Origin of the sequence: Agrobacterium sp. M50-1, assembly GCF_049843495.1 — a bacterium.
GTDB classification, from domain to species: domain Bacteria; phylum Pseudomonadota; class Alphaproteobacteria; order Rhizobiales; family Rhizobiaceae; genus Agrobacterium; species Agrobacterium radiobacter.
The window spans coordinates 750,672-769,488 of the sequence record NZ_JBBHZH010000001.1 but is presented as its reverse complement, the minus strand read 5'-3'; the positions used below and the strand labels follow the sequence as shown (position 1 = coordinate 769,488).

The 18,817-nt window shown below is 58.9% G+C and carries 13 protein-coding genes; 3 read left to right on the top strand and 10 right to left on the bottom strand.

All coding sequences use genetic code 11. The features are described from left to right. Positions 1-3 precede the first annotated feature (3 nt). Complete coding sequence (locus WDZ78_RS03475) at positions 4-840, bottom strand: carbohydrate ABC transporter permease (RefSeq protein WP_020009147.1); 837 nt, start codon at positions 838-840, stop codon at positions 4-6. Between the two features lie 3 nt (positions 841-843). Continuing rightward, a complete protein-coding gene (locus WDZ78_RS03470; protein ID WP_020009146.1) occupies positions 844-1,773 on the bottom strand; it encodes a carbohydrate ABC transporter permease in 930 nt (309 codons plus the stop codon). A 246-nt stretch (positions 1,774-2,019) separates the two neighbouring features. Here WDZ78_RS03470 and WDZ78_RS03465 point away from each other — a divergent pair, with 246 nt between their 5' ends. Continuing rightward, the gene (locus WDZ78_RS03465) at positions 2,020-3,807 is read left to right on the top strand and encodes a heparinase II/III domain-containing protein (RefSeq protein ID WP_425672323.1); all 1,788 of its coding nucleotides are present in this window, start codon (positions 2,020-2,022) and stop codon (positions 3,805-3,807) included. Between the two features lie 10 nt (positions 3,808-3,817). Next, entirely contained in the window at positions 3,818-4,615 is a 798-nt protein-coding gene (locus tag WDZ78_RS03460; protein WP_425672322.1) for a carbohydrate-binding protein, read from the top strand. A 56-nt stretch (positions 4,616-4,671) separates the two neighbouring features. Here WDZ78_RS03460 and WDZ78_RS03455 read toward each other — a convergent pair whose 3' ends face one another. From WDZ78_RS03455 to WDZ78_RS03425, 7 genes are all read right to left on the bottom strand, one after another. Beyond that, complete coding sequence (locus WDZ78_RS03455; protein ID WP_425672321.1) at positions 4,672-5,424, bottom strand: FadR/GntR family transcriptional regulator; 753 nt, start codon at positions 5,422-5,424, stop codon at positions 4,672-4,674. A 145-nt stretch (positions 5,425-5,569) separates the two neighbouring features. Further along, positions 5,570-6,580, bottom strand: a complete 1,011-nt coding sequence (locus WDZ78_RS03450) for a 2-hydroxyacid dehydrogenase (protein WP_425672320.1) — start codon at positions 6,578-6,580, stop codon at positions 5,570-5,572. A gap of 62 nt (positions 6,581-6,642) precedes the next feature. After that, positions 6,643-8,265, bottom strand: coding sequence for an ABC-F family ATP-binding cassette domain-containing protein (locus WDZ78_RS03445; RefSeq protein ID WP_003506023.1), 1,623 nt, complete (start codon positions 8,263-8,265; stop codon positions 6,643-6,645). Positions 8,266-8,407: 142 nt separating this feature from the next. Further along, a complete protein-coding gene (locus WDZ78_RS03440; RefSeq protein WP_020009141.1) occupies positions 8,408-9,646 on the bottom strand; it encodes a vWA domain-containing protein in 1,239 nt (412 codons plus the stop codon). A 169-nt stretch (positions 9,647-9,815) separates the two neighbouring features. Beyond that, complete coding sequence (locus WDZ78_RS03435; RefSeq protein WP_020009140.1) at positions 9,816-10,694, bottom strand: transglutaminase family protein; 879 nt, start codon at positions 10,692-10,694, stop codon at positions 9,816-9,818. Positions 10,695-10,698: 4 nt separating this feature from the next. Next, positions 10,699-13,104, bottom strand: a complete 2,406-nt coding sequence (locus tag WDZ78_RS03430) for a circularly permuted type 2 ATP-grasp protein (protein ID WP_020009139.1) — start codon at positions 13,102-13,104, stop codon at positions 10,699-10,701. A 1-nt stretch (position 13,105) separates the two neighbouring features. After that, the gene (locus tag WDZ78_RS03425) at positions 13,106-16,432 is read right to left on the bottom strand and encodes a DUF2126 domain-containing protein (protein WP_425672319.1); all 3,327 of its coding nucleotides are present in this window, start codon (positions 16,430-16,432) and stop codon (positions 13,106-13,108) included. Positions 16,433-16,725: 293 nt separating this feature from the next. On the opposite strand from WDZ78_RS03425, the gene WDZ78_RS03420 reads away from it, so the two are divergent. Then, positions 16,726-18,534, top strand: a complete 1,809-nt coding sequence (locus tag WDZ78_RS03420; RefSeq protein ID WP_020009136.1) for an ABC transporter ATP-binding protein/permease — start codon at positions 16,726-16,728, stop codon at positions 18,532-18,534. Positions 18,535-18,565: 31 nt separating this feature from the next. Here WDZ78_RS03420 and WDZ78_RS03415 read toward each other — a convergent pair whose 3' ends face one another. Continuing rightward, on the bottom strand, positions 18,566-18,760 hold the full coding sequence (locus WDZ78_RS03415) for a hypothetical protein (RefSeq protein ID WP_026363388.1): 195 nt from the start codon (positions 18,758-18,760) through the stop codon (positions 18,566-18,568). Positions 18,761-18,817: the final 57 nt, after the last annotated feature.

Here is an 18,817-nt window from a genome sequence, read left to right as displayed (position 1 = left end):
AAATCAACCCTTGAGGCCAGTGGAGGCGACGCCTTCGACGAAGAAGCGCTGCAATGCCAGGAAAACGACGAGAACCGGGATGAGCGCCACGACCGAGGCGGCCATGATCAACCCGTATTCGGCCGAATATTGCGAAATGAACATGCGAAGACCGATCTGGATGGTCTTCAGCTCGGTCTTGGTGAGATAGATCATCGGCCCGAGAAAATCGTTCCAGGTCGTGACGAAGGTGAAGATCGTCAATGTGGAAAGCGCCGGTTTGGAGAGCGGCAGCATGATCTTCGCCCAGATCTGGTACTCGTTCATGCCGTCGATGCGGGCCGCTTCGCAGAGTTCGTTCGGGATAGACATGTAGAACTGCCGCATCAGGAAAACGCCGAAGGCGGTGAAGGCCTGCAGGAAAATCAAAGCGAGATGGGTATTGTTGAGGCCGAATTCGCGCATGAGCAGGAATTGCGGCACCATATAGACCTGCCAGGGCATGGCGATGGTGGCGATATAGCCGAGAAACAGCGTATTCTTGTAGGGAAAATGCAGCTTGGCGAAGGCATAGGCCGCAAAGCTTGATGTCAGCAATTGCAGCACCGTGACGATGATCGTCAGCTTCGACGTATTGTAGATGAACAACGCCAGCGGGATCTTTGTCCAGATCTCCACGTAATTCTCCCAGCGTGGCTGAGAGGGTATCCATTCGATCGGGAATGCGAAGACATCGCGGCTGAGCTTCAGCGAGGCCGACAGCATCCATGCGAAGGGCAAAAGCATGACGATGGTGACGACGATGACCGTCAGATAGATGCCGATCGTGGCGGCGGGGATTTTCCGGCCCATGATGCGCATGGATCAATCCTCCCGCTGCCGTTTGAACTGGACGATGGTGACAGCAAGAACGAGGAAGAACAGGACGAGCGCGATCATGCTGGAATAGCCGAGATCCCAGGAAATGAACGCCTCATTGTAGATGTGGTAGACGAGAACGAGCGTCGAGGTGCCGGGGCCGCCCTGCGTGATCATGTAGACCTGATCGAAAACCTTGAAGGACTGGATCGTCAGCATCACGGTGACGAAAAAGGTCGTCGGCGCAAGCTGCGGCAGGGTGACGTGGATGAATTTCTGCCAGGCATTGGCGCCATCCAGCCCTGCGGCTTCGTAAAGCTCCGAATTGATGCCCTGCAGCCCGGCGAGATAGATGACCATGTAATAGCCCATGCTCTTCCACACGCCGAAGAGAATGACCGTGACCATGGCCCAGTGCCGGTCCGCCGCCCATCCCGGCATATCGGCGGGATCAAGGCCGAGCGTATAAAGCAGCATGTTGACCGGACCCATTTCCGGATTGAAAATCATGTTCCAGACGACAGCCACCGCAACCAGCGATGCGACATAGGGAAAGAACATCGCGGTGCGAAAGAAATTGCGGCCGAAGATTTTCTGGTTGAGCAGGATAGCAAGCCCCAGCGCGCAGGCGAGTGTCGCCGGCACTGATGCAACGGTGTAGATGACCGTGTTCCAGAAGGCCGCGATGAAGGCCCTGTCTTCGAAAAGCCGCCAGAAGTTATCGAGACCGGCAAAACGCATCGCATTGGAGCCGTCCCAGTGCATGAAGGCCAGCGCAAAGGCGAAGAGGATCGGTCCGAGCGTGAAAATCGCAAAGCCGAGAAAATTGGGTGCGATGAAGGAATAGGCGACGAGCGCATTTTCTATTCCGCGCCGCCGCTTGGAGACGATCCGGACTTTTTTCCTGCGATAAGGAACCGCCTGCTTGTCGGACATGGTCGTGGTTGCGATTGCCACAGCCTACCTCCCATTGCTGCCGTTTCACCGCGTCATCGGTCTTGGCTGCTGCGTTTTCCATTGCGGCCGTGGTCTTCACCCTGCCGCCTCCCGCGCTCTGGATAACACAATATCAATATTGGTCAAACAACTTTGCATAAAGTCAGACAAATTTTCTGGTTTTCTAGAAATACGTATGATAGGAGCCGCATATCGGATTGCGGAACGCGCGGGAGGTTTGAGGGCGTGTTTGTCGAAATGATGCGGCTCCTGCCCGAAGGGCTCGCCGATTTCGGTGTGGAACTGACGGTGGAAAAAATACGGTCTTCAGCGCCGGATACGGTTTGCCGCAGCCTCGTCGAGGCGGCGGAAAAGGCGCTTGGCGAGCCGTGGTCCGTCATTCTGGCGGGCGATTACCGGGAATATAGCCGTACTGGCAATCGCGATCGTTTCGAGGCGCTTTATTTTTCCCGGCGACTGAAGCTGAATGCGCTGGTTCTGGGGGAATGCGCCGAAGGGCAGGGCCGTTTTCTCGATGCCATCATCGATGGTCTCTGGCTGATATGCGAAGAGAGCGGCTGGCAATTGCCCGCCCATAACTCCCATATTCGCGGCGGCCCGCGAGATCCTCTGCCCGATCCGCAAAATCCGGTGATAGACCTGTTTGCTGCTGAAACGGGCGCCAACCTCGCTGTGTGCCTGCATTTGCTCGCACCGGAGCTGGAGCGGGCAAATACAAATCTCGTTTCGCGGGTCCGCGCCGGGATCGATCAGCGTATAATAAAACCCTATCTAGCCCGGCATTTCTGGTGGATGGGGAATGGCGACGAGCGAATGAACAACTGGACGGCTTGGATCACCCAGAATGTTCTTCTCTCGACCATGCTATCTCCCACTAATCAGCCGACGAGACGTTCGGTCATCGAAAAGGCGCTCAAGAGTCTCGATGCGTTTCAGAAGGATTACGCGGAAGACGGCGCCTGCGAGGAGGGCGTTCTTTATTATGGCCATGCAGCACTGTGTATGTTCGGGGCGATGAGCATTATCGACGCCTGCGCGCCCGGCTCCATGGAACCGCTTTTTCATGCGCCGAAGCTTCGCAACATGGCCGAATTCATCGCCAACATGCATGTGGCGGGAGATAGGTTTTTCAACTTCGCCGATGCGCCGGCGAAGATCGAGACGTCCGGCGTGCGGGAATATCTTTTCGGCAAGGCCGTTTCTTCGCCGTCACTCCAGGCTTTTGCTGCCGCCTGCTGGAACCGCTCGCCGGACCGGCTTATGCAAAAGGAGTGGAACCTCTGGTATCGGGTCCAGGCGGTTCTCTCCATTCCGCAATTGTCAGCGCTTGTGCCTGCAGAACCTGCGACGACCGACATCGCCTACCCCGGCATCGGTCTGGCGATTGCCCGGGACGGGGTTTTCGATCTCGCCGTGAAGGCGGGCAATAATGGCGAGAGCCATAACCACAACGATGTCGGCAGCTTCACGCTTTATAAGAACGGCCGGCCGTTTATCATCGATGTCGGGGTGGAAACCTACACCGCAAAAACCTTCTCGCCGCAGCGCTATGACATCTGGACGATGCAGTCGGCGTTTCACAATCTGCCGACCTTCGGCGGCGTCATGCAGGTCGCCGGGGCAGAGTTTGCTGCAAGAGATTTTGTGACCGAATTCTCTGAAGAGCAGGCGGAAGTCTCCTTCGATATAGCCGGAGCCTATCCCGCCTTGGCAGGTGTTGAACACTATCGTCGCCGCGTCCGACTGCTGCGTGGCAGCCATGTGGAGGTCGTTGACGACTATCAGGGCGGCCGGGAGGCGGTTCTGTCGCTGATGGTTTCGGAAAAGCCTGCCGTCACGCCGGGTGGCCTGATCTTTGCGGGGCTTGGAGAGATCGCCTGCGAAGGCGCAGGAGAACCCGCCATCGAGGCCATCACAGTCAACGATGCCCGCCTTCGCCAGTCCTGGCCGCCGGTGATCTATCGCATCCTCATCCCAATCAAAGCCAAACGTCTGTGCCTGACGATCAGTTAAGGAAGTGCCGATGAAGCTTACACTCAAGGTCGTCAATGCGGTGGGCGATGTTCTGGCGGAGGCCGGGGCGGAGGACGAAGCTTTGCTTGTCTATCGCGCGGAATATTGCGAGGGCGACAGGCTTGTTGTCGCGGTTTCGCAGCCAGGTCACATCTGGCTCGCGCTCGATGCCGGCATGCCGCCGACGCTGGTTTTCTTGCACGGAAACGAATTCATCCTGCCCGTTCCGTCCGCGGCGAAACGCAAATCCTATCCGCCGCAGGCCTTCAGCGGTAATCTTCACCGGATTGCTGCCCGCCGCACACTTGCCGGCGAGATTGGAGTTCGAAGGAATCTGGCCCTGAACCCGTTTGACGATCATGAAAACACCTCGCTGTTTCCGCATGTCTATGCGAGCACCGAAACGCGTGGTGAAGCGGCCTTTGCGGCTCGCAACGTCATTGATGGCGAAAAGGCGAGCGCCGGTCATGGTTTCTGGCCCTATACCAGCTGGGGCATCAACCGCGATCCCGAAGCCTCGTTGACACTGGTATTCGGCCGCGCAGTCCTCATCGACCAGCTGACCTTTTATCTGAGAGCGGATTTCCCCCATGATGCCTGGTGGGAGAAGGCGAGCGTCACTTTTTCCGATGGTGAAAGCGCGAGCTTTTCCCTGCAAAAAACCGGGGTCGCACAGAGTTTTCCAGTCGCCCCGCGCCGGGTGGAGTGGATCCGCCTACATGATCTCAAGAAAGCGGATGATCCTTCGCCCTTTCCCGCACTGACGCAGATCGAGGTCTGGGGTGCGGATCTGCGGGAAGCGCCGTAGTTCCTGACCGCGCCATTCAGAGCACAAAGCTAAGACCCAGTTCTACTCGAAATCCCTTAGCTGTGCGCGATGCCGCGCAGGTCGCGCATCATGTCGCGGTAGCGGTGCTGGCTGCCGCGCAGATGCGCCTGCATCGCCAGTTTCGCGGCCTGTTCGTTCCGGTCCGATATGGCGATGACGATGGCTTCATGTTCCTTGTGGATCAATCGCCGGTAAGCTGTCTGGTCGCTCTCGCCGGTTTCGGAAACCACGCGCGATTGTGGAATCACGGCCTGGCCGTGCAGTTCGAGGAACTGCGTGAAAAGCGGATTGTTGGTGGCGGCCGCAATGGCCAGATGCAGCGCGAGATCGGCTTCGCGAATGGAACGGCTCTCTTCGATACATTGCAGAAGCCGGGCGTGACAGTCGAAAATCGCCTCCTCCTGCGATGGCGAGCGGCGAAGGGCGGCGAGCCCCGCTGCTTCGATTTCGAGCGGCGTCCTGATTTCCAGCACCTCCAGATCGGAAGAGAGACGGGCGCGGTCGATACCGGGCGTGGGTGACGCTTCCTTTTCGCGCTTCAGCACAAAAATGCCTGCCCCCTGGCGAACCTCCACCAACCCGTCGCAGCGTAGCGCCGTGACCGCCTCGCGCACGACGGTGCGGCTGACACCATGGGTTTCCGTCATCTCGATTTCGCTGGGCAAGCGGTCACCGGGTCCGTATTGCCCTGAGGCGATCGCGTTTCTCAGACTGAGGCTAACTCTACTGACCAGAGAACCGGAGGATTTGCTGCGCTGTTTTTGCTGTTCAGGCACGTCGGTCACCATGCATTAAAATCGAGGCAGGCGTGGAGCCTGTCAAATATGTATGATGAATTTCAATAAAACTCAATGATCATACCAATTTTACCCGCTTTCATGCCGAAGTCGCGCAGGATGGCATTAAAAATCTTCCCGACTCTGGCCGGAGACACTAGGCTGGGCCGGCAAACTGCTCGGTGGAAACAGCATGCAAAGCTCTACCGGTTCTGAAAAAGCTCTCGATATTGCCGATCGTGGTGTCCGCGATGTTCGTGAGGGCTTCCTGCGTGAAGAAGCCCTGATGGCCGGTCACCAGGACATTGGGGAAGGTCAGCAATCGGGCGAAAACGTCATCGCGCAGCACGTCGTTGGAAAGGTCCTCGAAAAAGAGATCGGCTTCTTCTTCATAGACATCGATGCCGAGGCTGCCGATCGTGCCGTCTTTCAGACCGGCAATCGCTGCCTGCGTGTCGATGATGGCGCCGCGGCTGGTATTGACGAGCATCACGCCCTTTTTCAGCCGCGGCAGTGTCTCCCTGCGAATGAGGTGACGGGTCTCCGGTGTCAGCGGGCACATCAGCGCCAGAATGTCCGATGTCTGGAACAGTTCCTCGCGCGTGACGTAGGCCATGCCCAGCGCCTCGCAATCGGGATTGGGCCGGAGATCGTGGCCGACGAGACGGCAGCCGAAGCCTGCCGCAATGCGTGCGAAAATCGCCCCGATCTTGCCCGTACCGACAATGCCGATGGTCTTGCCGTGAAGATCAAAGCCAAGCAGGCCATCGAGGGCGAAGTTTCCTTCGCGGACACGGTTATAGGCGCGGTGGATCTTGCGGTTGAGCGACAGGATGAGCGCCATGGTGTGTTCGGCGACCGCATAGGGGGAATAGGCCGGCACGCGCGCAATGGTCAGGCCGAGCTTTTCGGCAATGGCGAGATCGACCTGATTGAAACCGGCGCAGCGCAGGGCGATGAGCCGAACCCCCATTTCCGCCAGTTTCTCGAGTACGGATCGTGAGAGGTCGTCATTAACGAAGGCGCAGATCGCCGCCGCTCCCTCCGCCAGCGCCACCGTCTCAAGAGACAGGCGTGCGTCGCAATATTGCATCCGCATGCCAGGGCGCGCGGCGGCGTCAAGGAACTGCCTGTCATAGGGTTTGGCGCTGTAGACCACGATCCGCATCTGTTTCTCCAGTCTCCAAACGAAAGCTGCCGTTACAGGGCGGTGTGCGTCCGGCAGGCAGCTTAGCTGCGAAGACCCGGTGCTTCCTGTCCCGTGCTTTCGACATATTCGGTATAGCCGCCGCCATATTGGTGAATACCATCAGGCGTCAGTTCCAGCACCCGGTTCGAGAGCGCAGCCAGGAAATGGCGATCGTGCGAAACGAACAGCATCGTGCCTTCATAACCCGACAGGGCCTTGATCAACATTTCCTTGGTGTCGAGATCAAGGTGGTTCGTCGGCTCGTCCAGCACGAGGAAGTTCGGCGGATCGAACAGCATGGCTGCCATGACGAGGCGGGCTTTTTCACCGCCGGAAAGAACACGGCAGCGTTTTTCCACGTCGTCGCCGGAAAAGCCGAAACAGCCGGCAAGGGCGCGCAACGGCGCTTGACCCGCCTTCGGAAAACGCTCCTCCAGCCATTCAAGAATGGTGCTGTCGCCATCAAGCACATCCATGGCGTGCTGGGCGAAGTAGCCAAGCTTGACGCTGGCGCCGAGGGTGACATTGCCGGAATCCGGTTCCGCCGTGCCCGTCACCAGCTTCAGCAGCGTTGATTTTCCAGCGCCGTTGACGCCCATGATGCACCAGCGTTCCTTGCGCCGCACCATGAAGTCCAGCTCACCATAGATCGTGCGGCTGCCATAGGCCTTATTCACCTTCTTGAGCGCCACGACATCTTCGCCTGAGCGAGGCGCCGGCGCGAATTCGAAAGCAACCGTTTGACGTCGTTTAGGCGGCTCGACGCGGTCGATCTTCTCGAGTTTCTTCACACGGCTCTGCACCTGCGAGGCGTGCGAAGCGCGGGCCTTGAAGCGTTCGATGAACTTGATTTCCTTGGCGAGCATGGCCTGCTGGCGTTCGAACTGCGCCTGCTGCTGCTTTTCGTTCTGCGCGCGCTGCTGTTCGTAAAAGCCGTAATCACCGGAATAGGTGGTGAGGTTGCCGGCATCGATTTCGATGATCTTGGTGACGATGCGGTTCATGAATTCGCGGTCATGCGAGGTCATCAGCAGCGCGCCGTCATAATTCTTCAGGAAATCCTCGAGCCAGATCAGGCTTTCAAGATCGAGATGGTTCGAGGGTTCGTCGAGCAGCATCACATCCGGGCGCATGAGAAGAATGCGGGCAAGCGCCACGCGCATCTTCCAGCCGCCGGAAAGCTTGGAAACATCGCCGTCCATCATCTCCTGGCTGAAGCTCAGCCCGTCCAGCACCTCACGCGCACGGCCTTCCAGCGCGTAGCCGTCCAGCTCTTCGTACCGCGCCTGCACTTCACCGTAACGTTCGATGATGGCGTCCATCTCGTCCATCCGGTCGGGATCGGACATGGCTGCTTCCAGTTCCCGAAGCTCCGCCGCCACTTCACTGACCGGGCCTGCGCCTTCCATGACTTCGGCAACGGCAGAGCGGCCGGACATTTCACCGACGTCCTGATCGAAATAACCGACCGTCATGCCCTTCTCGACAACGACCTGGCCCTCATCGGGCTGCTCTTCACCCGTTATCATCCGGAACAGCGTGGTCTTTCCAGCGCCGTTCGGACCGACAAGGCCGATCTTCTCGCCGCGATTGAGCGCGGCGGAGGCCTCGATGTAGAGAATGCGGTGACTGTTCGACTTGCTGATATTTTCGATGCGGATCATGACAGGGCCTGTGAATGGGAGCGGCCCTCCTATGCCACGGGCCGCTGCCGCTGTCACCTGCCATGCGTGTCTTGCCAGCCATGCAGTCTGGCGACATCAGCCCCGAAGCAATGCCGTCCCCCGGGGCTTCCTTGTGCGCTTGTCAGTTGGTGAGCGTAGCTATGCTGCCTGCGGCCTTGCGGGCGATTTCACCAAATGCGGTCACGATCTGCTCCATATTCTCGGGCGCGTAATAATTATCGGCGCTGGAGGCGCAATATTGCAGCAGCGATTTGCCCTTGTCCGGCGCCATGAAGGCGACGCTGAAAATCTTGATTCCGTCTTTCTTGGCGGTCTCGCAGGTGGTGCGTACCGACTGGTCGATGCTGGAATTCCAAGAGGCGCTGTTTCCCGTCATTTCGCCATCGGTCATGAGAACGATATAGCGCTCGAAGGATTCGTTACCCTGTGTTTTATGTGCTTTCGCTTCATCGGGGTTAGATTTTTTAAGGGCATTATAGGCGGCAGTCAGGCTGCTGCGGGCATCCGTGCCGCCGGTCGGAAACTCCGGGATTTGCTTGTCCACGTAGCTGACCACGCTGCTCGTACCCCAGCTGATGGACTGGGCCGCATAGGTCTCGTGCGTATAAACCGAGGCGCCCGTGCGAACGAGTTCGGAACCGCCGCTAGCGGTATAGGTCGGGTCAGCCTTGTTCAATGTTGCGACGAGGAACCCGACGGCGGTTTTGAGCGACGTGGCCTTGTTGACATAGCATGGACTGGATGTGACCTGCGCTTCGCTCTTGCCCCAATTGCTTGAAGTATAGTTCGGGCACGATTTTTTCGCGGTATTGATGGTATCTGTCTTGAAAGACATCGATCCCGAGCGGTCGAGCGCAAGATACATGGAGATCGGCGCGCCCTTGTCGACGGTGCTTTTTGCAGTGCCCGTTACCGAAAGGTTGAGCGTACTTGCTCCAAGGAATCCAAGCATCGGATTGAGATTTATGCGGCGGTTGATCGTGGTCTCGACCGTGTATGTCTTGCCGCGCTTATTTTCAGTTGTCGTGATGTTGGTTGGAGAGTTTTGCTCCAGCTCCTTTTTCTCCTGCTCGGTCAGGGGCTTTTCCATCTGAGCTGCAATAAAGGCCTTGGCGATCTCCTTGAGCTGTTCGTCGCTCAGTTCGCCTTTTTTCAGGCGGGCCTCGGTGGCCGCTGCAAGAGCCGCAGAATCCGCCGTATTCTGCATGTCTGCTTTCGCCTGCATGACGTTCGCAAGCTCCATGCCAGCGCCGGCAACACCCAGCAACACTGGCAGCAATATGGCCGTCATCATACCGAAATTGCCGCTGGTATCAGCAAGAAAACGGTACTTCTTTTTTTGATGTGTGGAGGCGGTCATAGTGGTGCTCAACGATTAGAATATTCGATTGAGCGCAGGAAACCCGCAAACGATGTAGAATCCGCTAACGTGACCGGTTCAATTTTACGCAGCGTTCAATTTGGTGCAGGTTTCAAAGTATTTTCAAGAATTGTTTCGCACGATGGCCGCAATAATACACATCGTGTCATTATTGGACGGGGATGACGTCGACGGCCTGTTTTATCTGCTGGTTGCCATAGCTCTTCAAGACACCGATCACCGGGGCGACATCGGAATAATCCCGGCCATAACCGACGACGATGTGGTCGCTTCCCGCGACGATATCATTGGTGGGATCAAGCTCCAGATAACCGGTTGCCTCGCCGCACCAGATACGAACCCAGGCATGCATGGCATCGGCCCCTTCCAGCCGTTCCTTGCCCGGTGGGGGAATGGTACGCAGGAAGCCGCTGACGTATCCGGCGGGAATGCCGAGGCTGCGCAGCGCCATGATCATGATATGCGAGAAATCCTGACACACGCCGCGCTTCAGCTTGAAAGCTTCCGATGGCGTCGTATCCACGGTCGTCGCCTCGCCATCATAGGTGAAATCCCTGTGGATGCGTTTGCACAGAGAAAGCGCGATTTCGCGAATGGTCATTCCGGGTTTCAGCAATTCCCGCGCATAGGCGGATATCGCCGCGTCCATTCCAATCCTCGGGCTTGCGCCAATGAAATGGTGCGGCGACTGGAAATCGAGTGACCAGACATCGGCAAGCTCCTGCGGCAGGCGGTAAAGCTCTGGAGAGAAATCCGCCGTCAGCGCCTGTGCCTCCACCATCACGCGGGCCTGCATGCGGATGTCGAGCTTTTCATGCGGAGCGCGAAGATGCACCGAGGTGGCCGATTGATGAAAGAAATCATCGAAGGCGACACGTTCTTCCGGCGTCGGTGAAACATCGATGGAACCGGCGACAAGCCGCTGCCGGCCGGGAATGGAGAGCGGCAGGACACGGATGATGTGGCGCGCGCCGTGGGCCGGCGTGTCGTAGGTATAACCCATATGCAGGGAAAGGTCGTAGAGCATAGGATTATCCAAGATAGGTCCGTGCAAGAACATCGGAGAGATGTTCCATATCGGTTTCGAGCTGACGATAGATCGCGCCGTTCATGTTTTCAGGCGTCATGACCGCCAGCCCGGAATGCAGGCGCATCGCCTCGCGGTAGAAGGGCGACATCTGGCCATTGACGAAGGCGTTCGGAAGCTGCTCCACCTCGGTGCGGATCTCGTTCAGCTGGAACAGGATCGAACGAGGATTGAGCGGGTCGAGCGCCAGAAGATCGGTCACGGTCAGGCCGGCCGTGCTGACATTGTAGCGGCGGCGATGGGTCATGACGCTGTCGCCGATTTCGAGCAGCATGTCATAGGAACCGTCAGGCGCGTCCGGGCCGGTCATATGGCCGAGAAGACGTGTCATGTGCAGGCCGCGTTCGAGATAACGGCCAATCGACAGGAAACGCCAGCCGGTGAAGCGATACATGTTTTCGTGCACGAGACCGGCAAAGCCCGCAAGCTTGCGCAAGAGGATCGTCATGGCATGGGTGGCGTCATCGCCGGGGGCCACTTTCGCGTGGAAGCGGCGGGCGGTCTTGGCAAGGTCGTTCAACGCCAGCCATCCGTCAGGCGAAAAGCGGTCGCGGATATTGCTGGCGGAATAAAGCGCGCTGTTGATGTTGTTCAGCAGGCTTTCCGGCACGGCATCGTTCATCTCCACGTCCAGCGCTTCGAGATAGCGCGTCACATGGGCGAGCAGCGGCTGGCGCGGATCAGCGGATTCGGCATAACGGCCGTGCCAGGCACGCAGGATACGCAGGGCGCCTTCCGAACGCTCGATATAGCGGCCAAGCCAGAAGAGATTGTCGGCCGCACGGCTCGGCAGGCTTCCCGGCATGTTTCGGGTGAAGCTTTCTTCCGCCGGCAGAAGCGTGGTGCGTTCCACCGGCTTGTCGCTGACGATCCAGACATCCGCCGCGCTGCCGCCCGATTGCATGGCGATTGCGGAAACGTCGTCGCCGCTTCCAATCCGTGCGAAGCCACCCGGCATGATCTGCCAGCCGTCCTGGGTGCGGGCGGCAAAAACACGAAGGCTCATCGGGCGCGGCACGAGCTTGTTGTCAATATAAGCGGGGGTGGTTGAAAGCTTCACCACTTCCTGACCCACCAGCTTGTGACCATCGGAGGCGAGCCAGTCGCTGATCGATTCCTTCGCCGTTTCACGCAGCGAAGAGCCGAGGACGGATTGGCCGTTATCATCAAAGAACGGCATCCGCGAATAGGCGGGGCCGATGACCATACCTTCAATATTGCCGGCAACATGGCGGCGCTCGGCCTCCTGCCCGCACCACCATGTGGCGATGGAGGGCAGCTTCAGTTCTTCACCGAGAATGTGGCGGCAGATACGCGGCATGAACGCGAGCAGCGCTCGCGTTTCGAGAATGCCGCTGCCAAGCGCGTTGACGATGGTGAGCGCTTCATTGCGCAGCGCCTGCACCATGCCCGGCGTGCCGATATGGGATTGCTGGTTGAGTTCCAGCGGATCGGAATAGGAAGCGTCCAGACGCCGCCAGAGAACACCGACCGGTTTCAGCCCGGCGACGGTTCTGACCATGACACGGCCGTTGACGACGGTCAGATCCTCGCCCTCCAGTAGCATGAAGCCGAGATAACGGGCGATATAGGCGTGTTCGAAATAGGTCTCGTTGGCGGGGCCGGGCGTCAGCACCGCGATCCGGTCATCAGGATGTTTGCGGTGCGCCTGCAGCGTATCGCGGAAAGCGCCGAAAAACGAAGCCAGACGATGCACATGGGTTTCCGCATAGATGTCGGACAGTGCGCGGGTGGTCGCCACCCGGTTTTCGAGCGCGAAACCCGCACCGGAAGGCGCCTGCGTCCGGTCGGCCAGCACCCACCAGTTTCCATCGGGCCCGCGGCCGATTTCAAACGAGCAGAAATGCAGATAATGGCCGCTCGCCGGTTTCACGCCGACCATGGGCCGCAGATATTCCGGATTGGAGGCGATCAGCGCCGGCGGCACGTAACCTTCCTTCACCAGCCGGTTTTCGCCGTAGAAATCGGCGACCATGGCTTCCAGAAGGTCAGCGCGCTGTTTCAGACCTTCGGAAAGGACGGTCCATTCCCTGTCGTCGATCAGCACGGGAATATGGGAGATCGGCCAGTTTCTTTCGCTGCTGCCCTTGCCGTAATCGCGGTAGAACACGCCGGCATCGCGCAGATAGCGGTCGGTGCGGGCGAAGCGCTCATGCAGCTCCCGTTCCGACATGCGCGACAGGGCGTCGAGCAGGGTTTTCCAGACCGGCCTCACCTTGCCGTTGGTATCGAGCATTTCGTCGGCGACGCCCGGCAAGGGGGAATATTCAAGCCCGCGCGGTTGCGCGCTCGTTTCCGTTTTGCGTTCCGTTGCCGGGGCTTTGGACAATTTACACTCCGTAAGGCCGACGCAGATCGAGCGTCAGCGGAAATTCTGGCGACACGGTTTCCACCTGTAACGGATATTGCCCTGCCGTATGTCCCCATGGTTCGAAACGGGCGAGGCGGCGTGCCTCGGCCTCATTGCCGTTGACGGGAAAGGTCTCGTAATTGCGCCCGCCCGGATGAGCAACATGGTAGATGCATCCGCCGATCGATCGCCTCGACCATGTATCATAAATGTCAAAGGTCAAGGGTGAATTGACGGGTAGAACGGGATGCAGGCCGGAGGCGGGCTGCCATGCCTTGAAGCGGACACCGGCAACCGCGACGCTGCGGTTTTCCGTCTGCGTCAGTGGAACGGCGCGGCCGTTGCACGCCACGGTGTAGCGGGTGGGATTGGGGGTTTCCAGCCGCACCTGCAGGCGCTCAACGGAGCTGTCGACAAAACGCACGGTGCCGCCAATGGCGCCCTGTTCGCCCATCACATGCCAAGGCTCCAGCGCCTGGCGCAACTCAAGTTTCGCGCCCTCATATTCCACTTCGCCGAAGAAGGGGAAGCGGAATTCCTGCTGGGCGGTGAACCATTCCGGTTTCACGTCGAAGCCGTTTTCCCGGAGATCGGCGAGCACATCCAGAAAATCCGCCCAGATATGATGCGGCAGCATGAAACGATCGGCGAGCGCCGTGCCCCAGCGCACGAATTTGCCGGCGGCCGGATTTTTCCAGAAACGGGCAATGAGGGCACGTATCAGCAATTGTTGGGCAAGCGACATGCGTGCGTTCGGCGGCATTTCGAAACCGCGAAACTCCACAAGGCCGAGGCGACCGGTCGGCCCGTCAGGCGAAAACAGTTTGTCGATGCAGATTTCGGCGCGGTGGGTATTGCCGGTCACGTCTGTCAGCAGGTTGCGGAACAGGCGGTCGACCAGCCATGGCAGCGGCGGCACGCCCTCGCCGGGGGCGGGCACCTGCGCAATCGCGATTTCCAGCTCGTAGAGGCTGTCGTGGCGCGCCTCGTCGATGCGCGGTGCCTGACTTGTCGGGCCGATGAACAGGCCGGAAAAGAGGTAGGAGAGCGATGGATGTCGCTGCCAGTGCAGGACGAGACTCTTCAGAAGGTCAGGACGGCGCAGAAAAGGGCTGTCATTGGGGTTCGCCCCACCAACCACCACATGGTTGCCGCCGCCGGTGCCGGTGTGGCGGCCGTCGATCATGAACTTGTCGGCGCCGAGACGCGACTGGCGCGCTTCTTCATAGACGGCCGTGGTGATATCGACACAGTCCTTCCAGCCCGCGGCGGGGTGGATGTTGACTTCGATGACACCGGGATCGGGCGCGACGCGGATGACATTGATACGCTCGTCATGGGGCGGGGCATAACCTTCGATATGGACGGGCAATCCGAGATCGGCTGCTGCCGTTTCGGCTGCGGCGATCAGTTCCAGATAATCCTCGATGCGCTCGACGGGCGGCATGAAGACACAGAGCCGGCCATCGCGCGGCTCTACGGACAGGGCAGTGCGCACCGCACCGCCGATTTCACCCAGCGTCTGCTCGATGCGCTCCTGCCCCGCCCCTTCACTCGCCTGGAAGGAAGCCTCAGGCATGGCGCGGCCCGATGGTGTCGGGACATCGGGAAGCGGTCCTCTCGGGATCGAAGGGTCGGCCTCGTGAATATAGGGATAGGCGGATGGCGGCACATGAGGCAGCGTGCCGAGCGGCAGGCGGTAACCCACCGGGCTGTCACCGGGAACGAGGAATATTTTACCGCGTCGCGTTTTCCATTTTTCGCTGATCCAGCGCTTGCCGGCGGCGCGTGCATTCCACGCCTGAACGGGAAGAATATAGCCGGTCGGTGTCGTCAGTCCACGCTCGAAGACGCGGGCAATGCGGTTTCGTTCTTCCGGGTCTTTCAGTTTGGAATTGGACGGGTCGACATTGTCGGGAAGGCTGCCTTCCTTGATGATCCATTCGGCCGGATCCTCATAGGCCGGCAGCACCAGCTCCGGCTCGATGCCGAGGTGGCTGGCTATGCCGTCCAGCAGTTTCTGCGCATCTTCCGCCTTGACGCCTGTATTGGCGCCCTCTTCGGCGATCAGCGCCGGGTTCTGCCAGATCGGCAGGCCATCCTTGCGCCAATAGAGCGAGAAGGTCCAGCGGGGCAGGCTTTCGCCCGGATACCATTTTCCCTGTCCGTAGTGCAAAAAGCCGCCCGGCGCGAAACGCTCACGCAGGCGGCGGATCAGGGCGTCGGCCTTTTCGCGCTTTGTCGGCCCGACCGCGCCGGTGTTCCACTCGTCCGATTCGAAATCGTCGATGGAAACAAAGGTCGGCTCGCCGCCCATCGTCAGGCGGACGTCATGGCTATTCAGAACCTCATCGACCTCCTGGCCGAGCGCATTGAGTTCCTCCCAGCTTTCATCCGAAAAAGGCTTGGTGATGCGCGGCGTTTCGGCAACCCGGCGGACCTGCATGTCGAAGGCGAATTCCGTGTTGGCATGGCCATAATAGCCGCCGGAAATCGGTGCGGCATTGCGGTAATGCGGCGTTGCCGCCAGCGGAATATGGCTTTCGCCGGTCAGAAGACCGGAGGTGGGGTCGAGGCCGATCCAGCCGGCGCCAGGCATATAGACTTCCGCCCAGGCGTGAAGATCGGTAAAATCCACCTCGGTGCCGGATGGGCCATCCAGCGCCTTGAGGTCTGGCGTCAGCTGGATGAGGTATCCCGACACGAAGCGGGCTGCGAGGCCAAGATGTCTCAGGACCTGCACGAGCAGCCAGCTTGTATCGCGGCACGACCCCTTGCCGGAGGCGAGCGTTTCCTCAGGCGTCTGGACGCCGGGTTCCATGCGGATGACGTAACCGATCTCCTGTTGCAGGCGGGCATTGAGGCCAACGACCATGTCCACAGTCGGTTGCCCCGGTGTGTGGTCGACGGTGGCCATGAAGGCGGCGAGCAGCGGGCCGGTCGGTTCCGGCTTCATGTAGATGGAGAGATCGTCACGCAATTCCTGCGGATAATCGAAGGGCCACTTTGTCGCTTCCTCCTCAACGAAGAAATCAAACGGATTGTAAACCGTCATATCGGCGACAAGATCGACCTCGATCTTAAATTCAGTGGCCGGTTCGGGAAAAACGAAACGGGCGAGGTAGTTGCCGTAGGGGTCCTGCTGAAGGTTCACGAAGTGATTGGAGGGTGAAACCTTGAGCGAATGGCTGATGACGCGGGTTCTGGAGTGCGAGGCGGGCTTTAGTCTTATGATCTGTGGTCCAAGTCGAACCGGGTTGTCATATTTATAATGCGTCAGATGATAAATGCTCGCTTTGATCGCCATTAATCTGCCTTGCCCGGTTTTTCCGGTTTATGCGGTTTGTCCGCCCCTCTGAAATTATTCGGATTTTGTGCAATGCAGGAAAAGAAAGCAAGGATCATTTCCGGGGGCAATCGCATTGTTGGCTGAGACCACGATGTTTGCCCGAACGAAGAATTGCCCGGGCTTTTCAATCACCGTCGCGGAGATTTCGCCGGGATTGTGGACAAGGTTAAACAGCATGTTATTGCTTGGCATCGCAAGGCGCAGAATCGCGACCCGCTTTCTTTGCCGACTGACGTTTCGGAATGGAATGAATGGCAACAACCGTGACCGACGATCAGCGCAAAAGCGCGGCTAATCTTTCGGGTTTCGATCTCGATTTTCCCGCCCAGCTGCGGATGATGGGGCGCGCCTTCTGGACATCGCCGGTACGCACCCGGCTGATTTTGCTGTCGATCGCGCTGCTCACGGTTATATTACTCACGGCCTATGGGCAGATCAGGCTCAATGAATGGAATGCGCCGTTTTACAATGCGCTGGAACGGCGCGATCTCGATGCCTTCATTCATCAGCTCGAGGTCTTCGCCATCATCGCGGGACTGCTGCTTCTCCTCAACGTCATCCAGACCTGGCTGAACCAGATGACGGCGCTGAACATGCGCGAAGGTCTTGCCAAGGATATGGTGGATCAATGGCTGAAACCGGGTCGCGCCGCCCGTCTTGCCGGTTTCGGCACGATCGCCATCAACCCGGATCAGCGTCTGCATGACGATGTCCGCAACCTTGCGGAAAGCAGTACGGCGCTTTCCATCGGTCTCGTGAATGCGACGATTCTGCTCGTCAGCTTTATCGGCGTCCTCTGGTCGCTCTCGGCCGGTTTCACCATCACCATCAGCGGCGATACTTATGCTATTCCCGGCTATATGGTCTGGGCGGCGATCTTTTATGCCGGTTCCGCCTCGCTTCTCAGCAATCTCGTCGGTTATCGGCTGGTCGGGCTGAATGCCGAACGTTATTCCAAAGAAGCGGAATTGCGTTTTTCATTGATGCGGGCGAGCGAAAACCTTGCCGCCATTGCGCTTGCACGTGGTGAGAAGAACGAAAGGCGGCGGATCGGTATCGATATTGATGCGGTGCTTGGCGTCATCCGGGGCCTTGCCATGGCGCTGACGCATCTCACATGGGTCTCGGCAGGGTATGGCTGGCTGGCGGTGGTGGCGCCGATCCTGATCGCGGCGCCGGTCTATTTTTCCGGCAACCTCACCTTCGGCGGGCTGATGATGGCCGTCGGCGCCTTCAACCAGGTCAATACGGCGCTGCGCTGGTATATCGACAATTTCGGCCCTATCGCCAGCTGGAAGGCGACATTGCAGCGCGTTTCCGTCTTCCGAAACGCCCTTATCCAGATGGACAGCGTTGAACAGCACGGCCTTACGATCGATCTGCAACGCAGCGCAGAAAATGAAAAGGTCCGTCTGCAGTCGGTCACGATCTGCCGTGATGCGGGCGGGCAGGATATGGAGCGTGGGTTCAGGCTGCGCGAGGCTGAGATCGAGGTCGGGTCGGGCGAACGGCTGATGATAAACGGCGAGCAGGGCGTGAACAGGCGGCTGCTGTTTGCGGCCATGGCGGGGCTCTGGCCCTGGGGACAGGGCAGGATCGAGATGCCCGAACAATCCGACACGCTTTTCATCGCCCAGCACGGCTATCTGCCGTCGGGTTCGCTGCGCGAAATCCTCGCCTATCCGCGCGCGCCGCAGCGGTTTACGGATGCGGATTATCTCGCGGCGCTCACCGCATGCGGGCTTGGAGAAATGGCCTCACGTCTCGATGAAAATATCCGTTGGGACAAGAAACTGGATTCGGATGAGCAGGCCAGCATCCGTGTTGCCAATGCCCTGCTTTTGAAGCCGAAATTCCTCGTGATCGACGATTTGCTGGAAGGGCTCGAAAAACAGACGCAGGATACGCTGGCGGAGGTTTTGAACGGGATCGACGGCGCGGCGATCATCTATATCGGCCGGTCGGAAACATTCCTGTCGATCCTCACGCCTCAAGTGGCCCATCTCGACCACACCTTTCCGAAGGAAAATATTTCCAGGCCCGATAGTGCGCCGCAGTAGATCGTCGGGCTGGGAGCCTGATGGGAGCGGATCAGAGCCGCAAATGCCAGCTATCTGAAGCGAGCCGTTGCTGTTTGACGAGGCTTATCGTGGCTTCCGGCTCCACCTGCGAGCGTAGGGCAAGTGTGCCTGTCGCCAGGCTGATGGCGACGACGCTTGCAACCGCCAGGACGATGCGGTCGTAGCGCTGCTGTATTGTGTTGTTTCCACTCCAGTCATAGGCCATTCGCACGCCCTCGCGTTTTTTGGAATCGTGCCCCATCATGGTTAACCGAAGCTTACG